Origin of the sequence: Akkermansia sp. NBRC 115031, assembly GCF_030268505.1 — a bacterium.
Classification (GTDB): Bacteria; Verrucomicrobiota; Verrucomicrobiia; order Verrucomicrobiales; family Akkermansiaceae; genus Akkermansia; species Akkermansia massiliensis.
In genome coordinates, this window is the sequence record NZ_BSQU01000001.1 from 520,891 (window position 1) to 535,967 (window position 15,077).

A 15,077-nucleotide genomic window follows, 5' to 3' on the forward strand; every position below is an offset into this window, starting at 1 on the left:
AAGGCGGAATAAAAACGGGAAAGTCAGGAATGGGCGGCCTGTCTTCTGGCGGCGTAATCCTTTTGCTGGTCCTCCCCGGTGACGCCCACGGAAAAATAGGTGCTTTCCGGGTGGGAGAACACGAGGGCGCAGACGGAGGAAACGGGCTGCATCATCCAGGTCTCCGTCAGGTTCATGCCCGCTTCCTCCCGGGCATGGAGCAGGCCGAACACGGTTTCCTTCTCCTGGTGGTCCGGCTGGCTGGGGTAGCCGCAGGCGGGGCGCACCCCCGACTCTTCCGGAATATTCCACAAAAGGCGCAGCTTGCCATGGGCGATGGAAGCGAAAGCCTCCACCAGGCGGTCCGCCAGGGAGCTGACCAGCAGGGCGCGGTAGGAATCATTCCTGGCTTCCCATTCCTTCGCCCAGCGCCTGGACCCGTGGATGCTGACGGCCATGGCCCCCACATAATCCTTCACCCCCTCGGGAGCGATGAAATCCGCCAGCGCCAGCCGGGTCTTTCCCTGCTTGTTCAACTGCTGGCGCTGGGTCAGCAGGATGGCCTGCGGAACATTTCTGGACTCATCCGTCCAGACGGTGATGTCGTCATGGCTGGCCGTGGAATTGGCCGGGAAAATGCCGATGACGCCGCGGGCCTGGTAGCGGTTCTCCTTCACGGCCTGGTCCAGCAGGTCGCGTGCGTCCTGGTACAGGGCCGCGGCCGCCTCCGCCTTGGAAGGGTCCTTCGTCCGGAACTCCTGGCTGGCGCGGTTCCAGGAACCGTGCAATTCCCAGGCGTGGAAAAAGGGCGTCCAGTCAATATGCTCAATCAGCTCCTGAACGGTCACGTAATAGCGCGGGTCGTCACTGCAGCAGCCGCAGCTGACGGAACTATGCAGGCTGCCGATGGAAACCGGTCCCAGGCGTGCGGGCACGGGGGGAAGATAACCGCCCTCCGCTCCCTTCCAGCGCAATTCCCTGGCTTCCTTCAGGGGCAGGAGGTCGCGGACGGGCTTGTTTTCATGCCTGTTGCGCAACTCCTCCTGCCGTGCCTTCACGGAGGCAATGTAGGAATCCTTCTTCTCGCTCACCAGGGAGGCGGCAGCGGGCACCACCTGTGAGGCGTCCACCGTATGAACCACGGCGCCCTTGTAATGGGGGGCGATTTTCAGGGCCGTGTGCAGGGCGGACGTGGTGGCTCCCCCCACCATCAGGGGAATGGTCATCCCCCGGCGCTCCATCTCCGCGGCCACGTGGGACATCTCCTCCAGGGAAGGGGTGATCAGGCCGGAAAGCATCACCAGGTCCGCCTGTTCCGCCTCCGCCCGGTCCAGAATGGTATCACAATGAACCATCACGCCCAGGTCAATCATCTCAAAGCCGTTGCAGCCCAGCACCACGCCCACGATATTCTTGCCGATGTCATGCACGTCCCCCTTCACGGTGGCGATCACGGCCTTTCCCGTCTTGGAGGAACCCTTGCTGTCCGCTTCAATGTACGGGGTGAGCCATGCCACGGCCTGCTTCATCACGCGGGCGCTCTTCACCACCTGGGGCAAGAACATCTTGCCGTCCCCGAACAATTGCCCGACGACTTTCATGCCGTCCATCAACGGGCCTTCGATCACGTTCAGCGGAGAGCCCAGCTCCCGGAACGCCTCCGCCGTATCCGCATCCACGAACTCGGTAATGCCCTTGATGAGGGAATACTCCAGGCGTTTGGCGACGTCCTGCTCCCGCCAGGCCAGCACGGGCTTCTTTTCCTTTCCGTCTTCCGTCTTCTCCGCGGCCAGTTTTTCAGCGTAATCCGTCAGGCGTTCCGTAGCGTCCGGATTCCGGTTCAGCAGAACGTCTTCAATCAGCTCCAGCCTGTCCTTGGGAATATTATCGTACACTTCCAGCATCCCGGCATTCACGATGCACATGTCCAGCCCCTGCCGCGTGGCGTGGTACAGGAAGGCGGAATGCATGGCCTCCCGCACCGGATTATTGCCGCGGAAGGCGAAGGAGACATTGGAAATGCCGCCGGAAATGTGGGTGTGGGAAAGGTTCCGGGAAATCCAGCCTGCTGCCTTGAAGAAATCCAGCGCGTAATTGGCGTGTTCCGCAATGCCGGTGCCGACGGTCAGCACGTTCGGGTCAAAAATGATATCCTCCGGCGGGAACTGCACCCGCTCCACCAGCAGGTCATAGGCCCGTTTGGCGATGCGGACGCGGTCGCCGTAATTGGAAGCCTGCCCCTGTTCGTCAAAAGCCATCACCACGGCAGCAGCGCCGTACTTTTTAATCAGCGCCGCCTTCTTCAGGAACTCCTCTTCCCCCTCCTTCAGGGAAATGGAATTCACGATTCCCTTGCCCTGCATGCATTGCAGGCCGGCCTCCAATACTTCCCATTTGGAGGAATCCACCATGAAGGGAACACGGGCGATATCCGGCTCCGCGGAAACGAGATTAAGAAAGCGGACCATGGCCTCGGGGCCGTCGATCAGGCCGTCGTCAAAACAGAAATCCAGCACCACGGCTCCATTCTCCACCTGCTGGCGGGCAATGGATACTGCTTCCTCATAATTCCCTTCACGAATCAGGCGCGCAAATTTGGGGGAACCCGCCACATTACAGCGTTCCCCCACAAAAAGGGTATTCTTCTCCCGCGTATGATTGTACGCTTCATATCCGGACAGGCGCAGCGCGGGCTCCTGGGAAGCCGGAATGCGCGGAGGCTCCCCTTCCATGGCTGCAGCAATGGCGCCGATATGCTCCGGAGTGGTCCCGCAGCAGCCGCCTACGATATTCAGCAGGCCCAGGGAGGCATACTCCTTCATGAACCGGGCCATGTCCTCCGGAAGAAGGTCGTAGCCGGTGGGGCTGAGCGGGTTGGGAAGCCCGGCATTCGCGTAAATGGACACGTAGCAATCCGCCAGGCCGGAAAGCTCCTCTGCAAAGGAGCGCATCAGGTCCGGCCCCAGGGCGCAATTGATGCCTACGGAAAAAGGGCGGACGTGACGAATGGAATTCCAGAACGCTTCAATCGTCTGGCCGGACAGCGTGCGTCCGGCCTTGTCCGTCAGCGTTACGGACACCATGACCGGAACGGCGGCCTCCGGCTGTTCCTCAAAAATCTCTTCAATGGCGAACAGGGCCGCCTTGGCGTTCAGCGTGTCGAAAATCGTCTCCACCAGCAGCATATCCACTCCTCCTTCCAGCAGGGCCAGAACCTGGTCGCGGTAGGCTTGCCTCAGCTGGCGGAAATTCACGGCCCGGAAGCCGGGATCGTTCACGTCCGGGGACAGGGAGCAGGTAACGGGCATGGGACCGATGGAGCCGGCCACCAGGCGCGGCTTGCCGTCTGACGCTTCCGCTTCGTCACATGCCTGGCGGGCCAGTGCGGAAGCTGCCATGTTCAAATCCCGGACCAGGGCCTTCAATTCAGGGGCATCCACCACCTCCTGGAAATACTCCTGGTCCTTGCGCCGTCCTTCTTCCGGACGGTGCCAGAAGTAATCATGCTGGCCGATGCTGGTAGCGCCGAAAGTGCAGGTTTCCAGAATATCCGCGCGACCCGTATCCAGAAAGCGGCGGTGAATATCCAGAATGATTTCCGGCCTGGTCAGCACCAGCAGATCGTTATTATTCTTCAGGTCGTTGGGGTAGCGGGCAGCATCCGCAAAACATTCTCCACGGTAATCCTCCTCCTCCAGCCTGAACTTCTGGATATTGGTGCCCATGGCGCCATCCAGGATGACGACCCTGTTGCGCAACTGGTCTTTCAGATAATCAAGGCGTTCTATTCTGGATGCTCTGGTCATACGGCGCGGAAAATCTAACGTTCGTCCGTGTTTGGAACAAGGACAATTGGCGTCACACATCCTCTGAAGAAGCCTTCCCTGGAATGTACATTTAAAATCCCCCTTATTGGCCCTCATTCTGTGCCGTGGAAATGAATGGAAAACCGTATTCAAGGGAACAGGAAGCCGATGGCCGATGACATGCCTGTGGTAAATAAACAAACGCTGCAGGGAGTAGCTGGCTTCCTTCTTCCGCTAAAGAGGAGGTGACGGGAAATTCCAATCTCCGGTGCCCGGAAAAGATTTTTTGCCTGGCTTCCCGTAAATAATGGGGCAGTTACGGTATATCCTTTTGGGCGGGCATGTGGTCGTAGCTGGCACCGGCAATGCTTTAGAAAACGGTTTTAGATGAAAAATCCTTGCGGAAAAGGCTACAAGGAATGAAAAGGGAAACCGATTGAATGGTGGATTGCTGACCGGAAGCTTACTCCGTAATTTTAGCCTGTGGCGGCAGGAGTGGAGGAATTGGCGCCGGAAACAAACGCTTCCCGGCATTTCTCCCTTCTTAGGCCATGAGAGGAAATGAGGGATGATGGAAAACAGTTTTCCTGCCTTTCTCATTCTGTTGTTGAGGGAGGGTCTTGAGCGAGAATCTGCTGTTCCTTTCCCGGATAGCCTTTCCGTATTTCACGATTTGCCGCCGTGGAAAAGAAGTTCAAGTTCTGGACAAAAGAGAAAAAAGAAATGTAAATAGAATGTGAATAACAGGTGTATAAATGAAATGGAATATCTGTAAAAAAGTTATGGAATAATCATAAAATAAATGAATTGGATAAATCTTGACCAGGCTTGCAGAAAAGCCTGGTGCCGTTTCCGGTTCAATGCCGGAGAAATTACCCGTGCCGAGCACTAAGGCCCCATTATTCCTTTTCGTTACATATCTTATTGAGCAGCACAAGAAATTGCCGCACGGCAAGCAGGCGTTTAAGCAACCGGAATGAAGACGGATTTCTAATCCGTGGTCAAGTTCCTACCTTGAAGGGAAAGGATTTGAGAAAAAATTCCCGATGGTTCAAAGACATCCATCTGGGAACGGAAGCCTACCGGTTTCGTATGAAACGTAAAATCCCAAGGGAGAGGGAAAGGAACATTTTCCTTCTGTTAACGTACTTTTCAAGGGCCGGGAGGCCCTTATTCCCAAGACTTTCCTCTTCTTTATATCCTGGGGGATGGTAGCGCTCCCCGGAGAAGAAAGACTTCCCTGCCGAAAAACCTTACAGGGCTTATGTGACCACGGATTAGAAATCCGCTAAATTGGTTTCAGTGGGTGTTTTGGCATTTTTGGTGTCAGGCCGCTCCAATTAACTACATGATATACGACGAGAAAAACCGGACTTCCCTGACGTGGGGAGGTCCGGTTTTTTATCATGCCAGGGGAAGTTATTTCCTTTTCCGGCAATGGAAATTCATGGGAAACACTCCTTTTCCTAATGATAAATTGGTCATGTGCCTTGAAAAAATATAGAGGAGCAGGAAGGGGAGGAAATGGACAGGCTTCTCAATCAGCCGCTGCCGGAGGCTGGGGCTTGTCTTCCGGCAAAACGCCGGGAGGCACGAACAGTGCCGTGGACGGAATGATGACCGGAGAGGGAATGTCCGGACCGGACCAGGCAACGGACATATGGTCCGGACCTCCGTCCTCCTTGTGAATCACCACCAGAAAATAAAATCTGCCCGCTTCCAGTTGAACGGGTTCGGAAGCCTGGTTGGGCTGGTTGCTCCAATTATGGGGATCGGAATACCCCTTCACCGTAGCAATGCAGGCCATGTCCTTCTGGGTGGCGTCCTTGCCAAGCCACAGCTCCGCGGAATCGTCGGAAGACAGGTAAAGACGGTACTTGCCGCTGACGGGTACCCGGAGCAGGGCGGAATAACGGGCTCCGTACTGGTCGCCCAGGTTCTCCACATCCAGACTGCTGACCGTGTGAACCGCCGATGCCGCAGTGTCAAAAATCTTCCCGTGCGTCAAATCCTTCACCGATGCTCCCGGAATGCCGAACCATAGCTCCTGCACTACGCCGGGGGAAGGATCTCCCGCGTCAGAGACGCCGGAAGCCGCTTCCGTCAGCATGGCGCCGCACAGGAGGCTCAGGATGGGTAGAATAACGTTCATGAATGAATGGGGCAGGGGGATATTCCCTGCAACGACTACGGAAAGGATAGAGGCAACCTTTCAAAAACGGCGTCATTCCCGGGGTTCAGTGTCATCACGGGGAATATCCTGGTCCTGGCTGCCGTCCTTTTGGCGGCGCGAACCGCTTCTCCAAATCATCCAGCCGATCAGGAATGCCAGAACGCTCAGTCCGGCGACCCTCCGGGGAGTGGAAATGCCGCTGTCTTCCGTTTGGGCCGGTTGCCCCGTGTTTGCGGGAGGCTCCTGGGCATGCAGGGAACCGGCCAGGAAAAAAGCCGCCAGAGCGGCGGCGGAAAGCATGCGATGCTGAAAAAGGAGGCGTTTCATCGTTTATGAAAAGGTAAAACAGGAGTGAACCTTATTCAAACACATTTGTTCCGGCTGTTCCTGTTTCCGGGCATGCGCGGCTTGGAACTTCTTCCCGGTCCGGTATTTCCCGGAAAAAATCGTCCATGGTCATCTTTTTTGCAGAAAAAGCTTGCGTGTCTGCTGCTGTCATGATACTTTTTCCCCGTCCTCAACGGGACGCACCAAGACGAAAGTCAAGGGGTATTAGCTCAGTTGGTAGAGCGCCTCAATGGCATTGAGGAGGTCAGCGGTTCGAACCCGCTATGCTCCACCAAATAAAGGCCTTAAAGCATGAACGCTTTAAGGCCTTTTCCGTTTTATCAACCGTATTGAAAGTCTGGGGGTCAGTGTTTGGTGGAAGGAAGAGAAGTGGAACAAAAGATATCATTTCAACATTTGTTGTTTGAGGAGACAATCTTGTTCCACTTCTTGTATGAACGTATGATATTAAGGAAATAAAAAACAGGTTTGAAACGTTGATTCTGTTTTGTTGTCCTTTACTTATTGGCGCGGAGCTGGTCAATCAGTGTCTTTCGGTCTTGGTATGCCTGCGAAGGAATTGTTAGCTTGCCATAATGATCGTCTGATTTTTTCCAAGCCGCTTCCCACATAACATCAGATAACGCAGGCAGAGCGGAATCTGGAAGCAATTCTTCCGAATAAGCCATGAATTCCAGTTCATCCGGGGTTTTTGTTCTGAATTCCCCTTTGATTAATTGTGTTACATGCATCCTTTCATGACGCAGGGTGGAAATGCACTTGGCAAAAACTTCCTCCTCGTTAGTAGGGCTTGTCAGTATACGACGCAAATATGCAGGTTTGAACGTGATGCAGGGAGAGCTTTCCGTTCCTCCCGTTTTGGCATGCGCGTGGTCTCCTCCAAAATCTTTCACTTTGAGTTGGTAGGTTTTGTCCCCTTGAAAATAGGTATTGTTCAGAAAGTTGATAGCTTCATCATTTTGATTATTGGTGAGGTATGTTTTAAATGTATCCAGATTGCTCATGATAATTGGTTAGTGTTTACCAGGAATGGGAAGCGGTTGATTCTGCCATGGGAACGCTCAGCCTACAGATTCCGGTAATGTTGTTCCTACTCTTTTATTAGTTGGCTTTTCGGATTCTGCCGTGTTGTCTGTCGACACCACGACTTTATCTTTGTTCAGGTCTCGTCCAAGTTTACCCTTTCGAACGGCATTCTCCTTTTTTTAAAATAACGGCGAACTTTTCAAAAGATGGATGCATCGCAAGAATAACGTCATGGAAATAAACGATTCCATCACTCTTAGAGGCACAAACAGTTCTCTCGTACATGATGACGTTGCAAAAATGCCGCTAGGGTGGGGCGACATGGACAATGATGCATCATCATTTGCTTGTTGGGCCAACCATTTTATCAAGATATATTTTAATCGTGATGTTGGGGTTAAGTGTACTTTTCCCAAGTACAAATATCGCCCGGAACCACTTGAAAAAGGGGATGGGGGAGAATGGATGTGGTTTGTTGTAGCAGGTAATATTGCTGGGGGGACCTTTTCCGGAGTTTGTTCAGTAGATGATGGAATTCGTATTCGAGCTGTTTATCCGGGAGAAGGAGGCGGGAAGAGGGCTGGCACGCACAAGGAGAAATTTTGCTTAAATCAAAGCTGTAGCCTCTGCGAATGGATTCTTCATGGACGGCTTTCAGGTAGAGGTCCATGGTTTGTAGGGGATTTCCCGTTTCCCGGAAACGGATGAGCTGGGGATGGCGGGTGTAGCCTTTTGTTTGTCCCAGCAGGACTTTCCGGGCGAGCAAGCCTTCCCTCCACAGGGCAATCAGGCCGATGGCATCCAGATAGGAAGGGTGGAGTGACCAAAGTCTCATGGTTTTTTGGACTGTGAAAGGTCACACAACGTTGATTCTCCCTGTGCAGCACACGAAAGGCTGCAGAGGAGGGTATGGATTTCAGGCTGTTCTGTGAGAAAGCCGCCGTTTCAGTTCAAGAGATTTTTCCAGAATTCTTTAGTTGCAGGCAATGGCTATTGAGAAATGCGCGGAACCCTGAACTTCCTGAAAATGCCTGTTCTTTGTTATGGTCAAGGGAGACGTTTTGTCATCCCTGGGCTGTCAATGGTTCCGTGTCCATGAAGGTTTTTCCGGACGGCAGAGGATAAATTTTCTTTGTTCCACGGGCAGACAAACGCTTTATGGCAAACAAGCTGCATCACTGGCTCATGCCTCATTCCGGAAGGGAGAACGGGAAAATGCTCCGTGATTCCTGTTTGGAATGCTTTTTCATCAGCCGTGCCAGGGTTGGCTGAATGGCTTCCGCCATGAGGCGCTGCCCTTCCGTGTTGGGGTGCAGGGGGCCGGCTTTTTTCCCGTTGATGACGACGACTGACGGGTCACAGAATAATTCCTCCCGCACCTTGCCGTTTCCATCCAGAAAGACGTCGCGAATGTCCAGAAATGTAACAAACGGATTTTTGGCATAGAGGCGTGCCAGCCTGTCATTGACGGCCATATCCCTTTTGAATTTTTTATCCGGGTAGGCTGCCGCGGCTACGTGCCAGTTGTAAATGTCGCTGGGCAGAATGCCGACCAGGAGAATGGAGGCATGGGGGAGTTTGGAATGGACTTTGTTCACCACGCGGCAGATGCCGTTGAAAGTTTCTTCCTCCGTATTGCCGCGTCCCGTGTCATTGGTGCCGATCATGATCTGGACCACTTTGGGGGAGACATGGTCCAGGATTCCCTTGCCCCCGATTCTTGCCAGGACGTCATCCGTCGTATTGCCGTTGAAGCCTGCATTGAAGGCATTGTAGGGAGCATAGTATTTTTTCCAGATGGGCAGAAAGTCCTGGCAGGGAAGGTTGTCCTTACGGTAGTTGTCCGTGATGGAGTCTCCGATGAAGACGTATTCCGGCTTGATGTTCCGGTGGCGTTCCTTAACGGCTTCATGGCGCGTTTCCTAGGTGTAGGCATGGTCCCGGTGCTAGGCTTCTGGTTTCAGGGTGGGCGGCAGGGACTCCGCTGCTTCCGATACAGCCGGAATCAGGAGAAACAACAAACAGAGAAGGAGTTTTTTCATGGAAAGGGAGCTTTCAACTTGTTTTGTGTAAACAAGAGCGTCCCGGTTTGCGCCTTTCTATCTTCTTTTTCCATTCCGCGCCGTTAACGGTAAAAAACGGTATCATGCTCCATGGCCGTGAATTGCTCAAGTTATCCTGTTTTCCCCGGAGGAAGACCGCCCGGAGAGTGGAAAACTGTTGGAAAAGGAGCGGCGGAAACTGTCTTTCTGCCTTACGCTTGCCGGAAGGCCCGGGAAATATATGGCAGGAGAGGGCATGCCCAAGGCTTCACATCCCTGTTGCAGGTCTTGTCAGGCCAGGGAGATTTCTCCCTGGATGTCCTCGGCCTCCGGTTCCGGGAGCGCGGGTTCCCGGACGGGGGCCGTTTCCGAGGCGGGGGATTGCTCCGTTCTGGTGTTGATGGCTTCCAGAATCAGTTCCACCGTGCGTTCCAGGCCGTAGTCGGACGTGTTGACGCACAAGTCGTAGAGGCGGGCGTTGCCCAGCTCCTGCCCGGTATAGTGCAGGCAGTGGGTACGGCGGCGGGAATCCATGAGGTCCATGGCTTTGGCTGCTCCGCCAGGCTTCACCCCGTAGTTTTCAGTGACGCGCTGCATGCGCGTGGCCCGGTCCGCATGAAGGAATACGCTGAACAGGTTGGGCCTCCCTTTCAGGATGAAATTGGCGCAGCGCCCCACAATGACGCAGGCCTGCCGGGCCGTGATGTCCCGGATAACTTTGCTCTGGGCCAGGAAGGTGGCGTCTTCCGGTGGCAGTTCCTCCGCCGTGTAAGCGTAGTTCTGCGCATAGAGTTCATGCAGGAAGCGGCTGGAAAGCTGCTGTTCGTGCTTGCGGATGTAGTCCGGAGTAAGGCCGCTTTGGGAGGCGGTCAGGTAGACCAGTTCCGAGTCGTAGAATTGAAGGCCCAGCCGCTCCGCAATCATTTTGCCGATGGCATGGCCGCCGGAGCCGTATTCCCGGTCAATGGAGATGACCAGGGGGGCGTCCGGCGCGTAAGCGGCTGTTTGCGCCAGCGGAAGGACTTCTCCTGCGGCTCCGGGGCGTGCCAGCCGTTCCAGCAGCCTGTCCGGCCAGAAGACGTGCCTGTTGAAAAAACGGACGATCATGCCCACCAGAACGGCGGCCACCACGGTTCCTTCCCGTATGCCCGTCAATCCGGGCAGGAACATGAAGGAGCAGGCCAGGCCGATGCAGACGAGCGTGCAGTCCACACTGGTTTTAACGGCTCCGAATTCCCATTTGAAGAGTTTGACGAAGGCCAGGCTCATGCCTTCCGCCGCCAGCAGAACGGCATCCGCCTTGACTTGCAGAAAGACGCCGAATCCAATGACGGCGCAGCTGAACAGGCAGAGGATTACGGACCAGAGGTATCCGGACGGTTCCAGGGGAGCCATCAGCCACATGGAGAAGTCCGTCAAGGCGCCGAAGATAAAGACGACGGGAATCTGGAGCAGATGCGCCGGACGGAATTGCCTTTTCAGCAGGGCCGCCTGCACGGCGACAAAGCTCAGATGCATCAGGATGGTGACGGTTCCCATCGTCAGCGGGAGCGCCAGGCTGAGCACATACGGCGTGCAGGAGATGGGGGAGACGCCCAGGTTGGCCTTGGCGGACAGGGCGATGCCCAGGGACATGATGAAGAGCGCCACGATCAGGACGAAGCAGCGCAGGATGTGTTCTCCAATGCTTCTCCGGACGTGATGATCTGCCATGATACCGGATGTTAGCTTTTCTGTCAGCGTCAAGTCAAGGGTTCAGGGAGAATGAGGCGGTTTTTTCCTTTTCCCCCTCCTCCGTTGTTTGCCGTTCCTGAGGTTGCCCGCCATAAGCAGGTGGGTATAGCCTGATGAACGGCCTCATGGCTGCGCCGTACTTTCCAGCAAGGAAGGAAAGAGAACCGGTCTTGTAAAAGGGAGCCGTTTTATCTATGCTGCAGGGGGATTCCGGTTCAAGCTTATGTCCAAAAAGAAGGAGAAGGAGGCGAAGACGAACGCCATGCGCCTGCTGGATATGCTGCATGTCCCTTACAGGCATTATTCCTATGGGTGCCGCGAGTTTGTGGACGCGTGGCATACGGCGCAGGCTCTGGGGCTGCCGGCGGAGAAGATGTACAAGACGCTGGTGACGGAGGGCGCGCCGCGGCAGTATTACGTGTTCGTGATTCCCATCGGCGCGGAGCTTTCCTTGAAGAAGGCGGCGCGTGCCGTGGGAGCCAAGGCTCTTTCCATGCTTCCTGTGAAGGATATTACCACCGTAACGGGGTACGTGCGCGGAGGCTGCACCGCTCTGGGAATGAAGAGGAAGTATCCCGCCGTGATTGATTCCAGCGCGGAGGCTCTGCCGGAGATGGTGGTGAGCGGCGGACGCCTGGGATGCCAGATTGAATTGAGCCCTGTGGATTTATGCCGTGCGGCGGAGGGCTCTTTTGCTGATGTGGCGGAGATTCCCTCCTCGTTGTGATTTCCATTGTCCCGGAAATGCGGACGGAACGCGGTAAAAAGCTTTTCCCGGAGGATTTTTTTCTATATTCCTGTTGCGGTCCATTCCTCCGTTGCCATGAGTAGCCGTTCCCACTCCCGTACCTGCCTGGCCCTTTGCCATGTGGCTTTTGAAGATCTTGGCACGCTGGAGCCCCTTTTCAGGAGCAGGGGATTTCAAATCCGGTACGTCCAGGCAGGCGCTCCGTATCCTTCCGTTCAGGAGTGGCTGGGGGCTGATTGTTGCGTAGTGCTGGGCGGTCCCGTGGGGGTGGGGGATGTGGAACGGCATCCCTATCTGAAGACGGAGCTGGATTTGGTCCGCATGCGTCTGGAGCGTCAACTGCCTTTGCTGGGCGTCTGCCTTGGCGCTCAAATGATGGCCCATGCCCTCGGCGCCCGGGTTTATCCCGGTACGGCCAGGGAAATAGGGTGGGGGCGCATATCCCTGACGGAGGCCGGGCGCCTGTCTCCTCTCCGCCATTTGGAGGGAACACCCGTTCTGCATTGGCATGGGGATACGTTTGACGTGCCTTCCGGAGCGCGTCTGCTGGCGTCTACGGAGATTACCCCGCATCAGGCCTTTTGCGCAGGGAAGCATGCGCTGGCTCTCCAGTTTCATGTGGAGGCGGACGTTTCCCGGATGGAGGAGTGGCTGACCGGGCATGCCTGTGAATTGATGGCCGCCGGGACGGATATTTGCGGGCTCCGGGCGGCTTCCGTACGTAACGGAACCCTGCTGGCCGGGCGCGCCGCGCTTTGCATGAATGAATGGATGGAGGCTGCCGGCTTATGAGAAGAAAAGACAGGGAAGTAATCCGTCACGCGGATTTGCTGGATATGGTCGCCCGGTTCAAGGTGTGCCGCCTGGGATTGTGGGACGGCAGGGAGGTGTACGTAGTGCCCCTCAATTTCGGTTATGAAGAACGGGATGGTTCCCTGAATCTGTTTTTCCACTGCGCCCGGGAAGGGAGGAAGCTGGATATCCTGCAAATCCGCCCGGAGGTCTCTTTTGAGATGGACGGGGACCATCTGCTGATGGAGGGGGATACCCCGTGCCGGTACAGTTATGCCTACGGCTGCGTCATGGGCCGGGGCGTCGTCGAGTTCCTGCGGGAGGATGAGGAAAAAATCCATGCCCTGAGCCGCATCATGCTGCACCAGACGGGGCGAGAGGCGGCTTTTACCCCCGGCATGGTCCGCGCCGTATATGTTCTGCGTCTCAGGGTGGAATCCATCAGCGGCAAGCTTCATGCGTGTCCGGAACCTCCTCCTGCCTGTTGACGGATTTTGTATGTCTGGAGAAATCGCACCCCTGTTTATCCGCTGGAGCCTGCCGCACTGGGCGGCCCTGGGCGTCGTGGCTCTGGCCGCGGGGGGGCTCCTGTGGGGCTGCCGGAGGCTCAGGATGGAAAAACGCGTGCTGATCGGGAAGGCGCTGGGCGCCGTCTTCCTGCTGACCTTCCTGATTGAAACGTTCGGGCGCATTGTTAGGGAACACTGGGAGCCCTGGCAGGACAGGCTTCCGCTGCACTTTTGCAGCCTGATGACGCTGGTGTGCTTTATCGCCCTGTGGTTCCGCAAGCCCTGGGCGTGCGCCGTGGCGTATTTCGGCGTGCTGACGGCGAGCGTCCAGGGGCTGATTACCCCCATGCTTCACGACGGCTTTCCCTCCGCCGCGTTCTTCGCCTTCTTTGTGGGGCACGGGCTTTTATTGATTTCCGCCCTTTATCTTCCCGTCGTCTTGGGATGGCGCGCGCGTCCGTGGGATGACGTGAAAACGCTGGGCCTGTGCGACGCCTACCTGCTTCTGATTATTCCGGTGAACGTGTGGCTCGGAACGAATTACGGTTTTACCCGGTATGCTCCGGCCGGGACCGTGCTGGAATATTTCGGCCCCGCTCCGTGGTATCTGCTGACGCTTCAGCTTCCGGCCCTGGCCATTCTGCGGCTGCTGTACCTGACTGTCCGCATCAGGGAAAAGTAGGCAGGGCGTGGGCACAGCGTTTCCCATATCCGGAGCCCCATCGGTTCCTATTTCAGCGTTTTCAGGTCTTCCTTCGTGAACAGGTGGATGTCCTTTTCACGGGCATGGCGTATCTTTTCCGCCCATTCCGCATCCGCCAGCAGGGCGCGCCCTACGGCAATGAGGTCGAACTCCCCGGCTTTCAGCCGTTCCACCAGTGGTTCCACACTGGCGGCCTCCGCTTCCGGGCCGCCGTCAAAGGCATTCGTAAAATCCCCCTTGAGTCCCACGGAACCGACGGAGATGGAGGGCTTTCCAGTAAGCTTCTTGGTCCAGCCGGCCAGGTTGAGGCGGGAACCTTCAAACTCCGGTTCCCAGAACCGGCGCGTGGAACAGTCAAAAATGTCCACGCCCGCTTCCGTCAGGGGTGTCAGAAAATCTTCCAGTTCCACGGGGGTGTGCGCCAGCTTGGCATCGTAATGGCCGGTTTTCCATTGGGAGAAGCGGAAGATGATGGGGAACTGGCTGCCGACCGCCTTGCGTACGGCATGGACAATGCTGCTGGCAAAACGGGTGCGGCCCACCAGGTCTCCGCCGTATTCGTCCGTGCGCCTGTTGGTCTCCTTCCAGAAAAACTGGTCGATCAGGTAGCCGTGCGCTCCATGCAGTTCCACACCGTCAAAGCCCAGCCGTTTGGCATCCGCCGCGGCGCGCGCGAAAGCGTCGATGACTTCTTCAATCTTGGCGATGCTCATGGGCTCCGCCGTTTGTTCCAGCGTGTTCACGTCAATTCCGGATGGTCCGATGGGAGGCAGTTCCGGATTGGGCAGGTTCTCTCCCTTGAAGGGCCGGGCCATGCCCACGTGCCAAAGCTGGGGGGCTATTTTGCAATCCGTGGTATGAACGGCTTCCAACACCTTTTTCCATCCCCGCAGGGAGGCCCCGCCGAAGAAATTGGGGTAATTGGAGGAAGGGGAGGCGCTGGGTTCGTCAATAAAGGTGCCCTCCGTGATGATGAGCCCTACTTCATGTTTTGCCCGGCTCTTGTAATAGGCGGCCACCTGGTCCGTAGGAACCCCGCTGGGAGAAAATCCCCGGGTCATGGCCGGGAGAACGATGCGGGTGGGAGTGTCGAGCTTGCGTGAATGAAAAGGCTGGAACAGAATTTCCATGTCCCTGATCTTGAGTTCGTCCTGTGCGTTCATGAGAATAAAAGGCGTTATATCTGAAGCGGCCCGGATATGGGCCGGGATGATACA

12 protein-coding genes and 1 tRNA gene are annotated in these 15,077 nt (G+C 56.0%); 5 read left to right on the plus strand and 8 right to left on the minus strand.

The genetic code is table 11. The features are described from left to right. Window positions 1-23: 23 nt before the first annotated feature. The 3 genes from metH to QSJ36_RS02085 form a co-directional block, all read right to left on the minus strand. Window positions 24-3,785 (minus strand): methionine synthase, encoded by a 3,762-nt coding sequence (metH, locus tag QSJ36_RS02075; protein WP_285466523.1) that lies wholly within the window; start codon window positions 3,783-3,785, stop codon window positions 24-26. Window positions 3,786-5,322: 1,537 nt separating this feature from the next. Beyond that, window positions 5,323-5,937 (minus strand): PA14 domain-containing protein, encoded by a 615-nt coding sequence (locus QSJ36_RS02080; protein ID WP_250714784.1) that lies wholly within the window; start codon window positions 5,935-5,937, stop codon window positions 5,323-5,325. A 72-nt stretch (window positions 5,938-6,009) separates the two neighbouring features. Continuing rightward, the gene (locus tag QSJ36_RS02085) at window positions 6,010-6,285 is read right to left on the minus strand and encodes a hypothetical protein (RefSeq protein ID WP_215837059.1); all 276 of its coding nucleotides are present in this window, start codon (window positions 6,283-6,285) and stop codon (window positions 6,010-6,012) included. Window positions 6,286-6,504: 219 nt separating this feature from the next. Here QSJ36_RS02085 and QSJ36_RS02090 point away from each other — a divergent pair. Continuing rightward, window positions 6,505-6,580: transfer RNA gene (locus tag QSJ36_RS02090), tRNA-Ala, on the plus strand. 223 nt (window positions 6,581-6,803) lie between these two features. On the opposite strand, the gene QSJ36_RS02095 is transcribed toward QSJ36_RS02090, so the two are convergent. The 4 genes from QSJ36_RS02095 to QSJ36_RS02110 form a co-directional block, all read right to left on the minus strand. Continuing rightward, on the minus strand, window positions 6,804-7,310 hold the full coding sequence (locus tag QSJ36_RS02095) for a hypothetical protein (protein ID WP_022398244.1): 507 nt from the start codon (window positions 7,308-7,310) through the stop codon (window positions 6,804-6,806). A gap of 419 nt (window positions 7,311-7,729) precedes the next feature. Beyond that, complete coding sequence (locus QSJ36_RS02100; RefSeq protein ID WP_022398245.1) at window positions 7,730-8,167, minus strand: pyrimidine dimer DNA glycosylase/endonuclease V; 438 nt, start codon at window positions 8,165-8,167, stop codon at window positions 7,730-7,732. 355 nt (window positions 8,168-8,522) lie between these two features. Then, on the minus strand, window positions 8,523-9,215 hold the full coding sequence (locus tag QSJ36_RS02105) for a GDSL-type esterase/lipase family protein (protein WP_102728834.1): 693 nt from the start codon (window positions 9,213-9,215) through the stop codon (window positions 8,523-8,525). A gap of 450 nt (window positions 9,216-9,665) precedes the next feature. Then, on the minus strand, window positions 9,666-11,087 hold the full coding sequence (locus tag QSJ36_RS02110; protein ID WP_022398247.1) for a cytidylate kinase family protein: 1,422 nt from the start codon (window positions 11,085-11,087) through the stop codon (window positions 9,666-9,668). 244 nt (window positions 11,088-11,331) lie between these two features. Here QSJ36_RS02110 and QSJ36_RS02115 point away from each other — a divergent pair, with 244 nt between their 5' ends. The 4 genes from QSJ36_RS02115 (at window position 11,332) to QSJ36_RS02130 (ending at window position 13,839) form a co-directional block, all read left to right on the plus strand. Further along, window positions 11,332-11,835, plus strand: coding sequence for an aminoacyl-tRNA deacylase (locus tag QSJ36_RS02115; RefSeq protein WP_102728833.1), 504 nt, complete (start codon window positions 11,332-11,334; stop codon window positions 11,833-11,835). Between the two features lie 96 nt (window positions 11,836-11,931). Next, window positions 11,932-12,648: a glutamine amidotransferase gene (locus QSJ36_RS02120; RefSeq protein ID WP_285466526.1), complete on the plus strand. Its 717-nt coding sequence runs from the start codon at window positions 11,932-11,934 to the stop codon at window positions 12,646-12,648. Continuing rightward, window positions 12,645-13,136 carry a pyridoxamine 5'-phosphate oxidase family protein gene (locus QSJ36_RS02125; RefSeq protein ID WP_285466527.1) on the plus strand — a complete coding sequence of 164 codons (492 nt, stop codon included), beginning with the start codon at window positions 12,645-12,647 and terminating at the stop codon, window positions 13,134-13,136. Before QSJ36_RS02120 ends, QSJ36_RS02125 begins: the two co-directional genes overlap by 4 nt. 10 nt (window positions 13,137-13,146) lie before the next feature. Continuing rightward, a complete protein-coding gene (locus QSJ36_RS02130; RefSeq protein WP_215832819.1) occupies window positions 13,147-13,839 on the plus strand; it encodes a TIGR02206 family membrane protein in 693 nt (230 codons plus the stop codon). Window positions 13,840-13,886: 47 nt separating this feature from the next. Here the strand turns inward: QSJ36_RS02130 and QSJ36_RS02135 are convergent, their stop codons facing one another. Then, window positions 13,887-15,023 (minus strand): NADH:flavin oxidoreductase, encoded by a 1,137-nt coding sequence (locus QSJ36_RS02135; protein WP_022398252.1) that lies wholly within the window; start codon window positions 15,021-15,023, stop codon window positions 13,887-13,889. Window positions 15,024-15,077 lie beyond the last annotated feature (54 nt).

Excerpts from the sequence above, each read along its gene's own strand:
- QSJ36_RS02120 (WP_285466526.1), top strand. The coding sequence starts at position 11,932 with ATGAGTAGCCGTTCCCACTCCCGTACCTGCCTGGCCCTTTGCCATGTG.
- metH (WP_285466523.1), bottom strand. The coding sequence starts at position 3,785 with ATGACCAGAGCATCCAGAATAGAACGCCTTGATTATCTGAAAGACCAG.
- QSJ36_RS02115 (WP_102728833.1), top strand. The coding sequence starts at position 11,332 with ATGTCCAAAAAGAAGGAGAAGGAGGCGAAGACGAACGCCATGCGCCTG.
- QSJ36_RS02130 (WP_215832819.1), top strand. The coding sequence starts at position 13,147 with ATGTCTGGAGAAATCGCACCCCTGTTTATCCGCTGGAGCCTGCCGCAC.
- QSJ36_RS02095 (WP_022398244.1), bottom strand. The coding sequence starts at position 7,310 with ATGAGCAATCTGGATACATTTAAAACATACCTCACCAATAATCAAAAT.
- QSJ36_RS02135 (WP_022398252.1), bottom strand. The coding sequence starts at position 15,023 with ATGAACGCACAGGACGAACTCAAGATCAGGGACATGGAAATTCTGTTC.
- QSJ36_RS02080 (WP_250714784.1), bottom strand. The coding sequence starts at position 5,937 with ATGAACGTTATTCTACCCATCCTGAGCCTCCTGTGCGGCGCCATGCTG.
- QSJ36_RS02125 (WP_285466527.1), top strand. The coding sequence starts at position 12,645 with ATGAGAAGAAAAGACAGGGAAGTAATCCGTCACGCGGATTTGCTGGAT.
- QSJ36_RS02100 (WP_022398245.1), bottom strand. The coding sequence starts at position 8,167 with ATGAGACTTTGGTCACTCCACCCTTCCTATCTGGATGCCATCGGCCTG.
- QSJ36_RS02110 (WP_022398247.1), bottom strand. The coding sequence starts at position 11,087 with ATGGCAGATCATCACGTCCGGAGAAGCATTGGAGAACACATCCTGCGC.
- QSJ36_RS02085 (WP_215837059.1), bottom strand. The coding sequence starts at position 6,285 with ATGAAACGCCTCCTTTTTCAGCATCGCATGCTTTCCGCCGCCGCTCTG.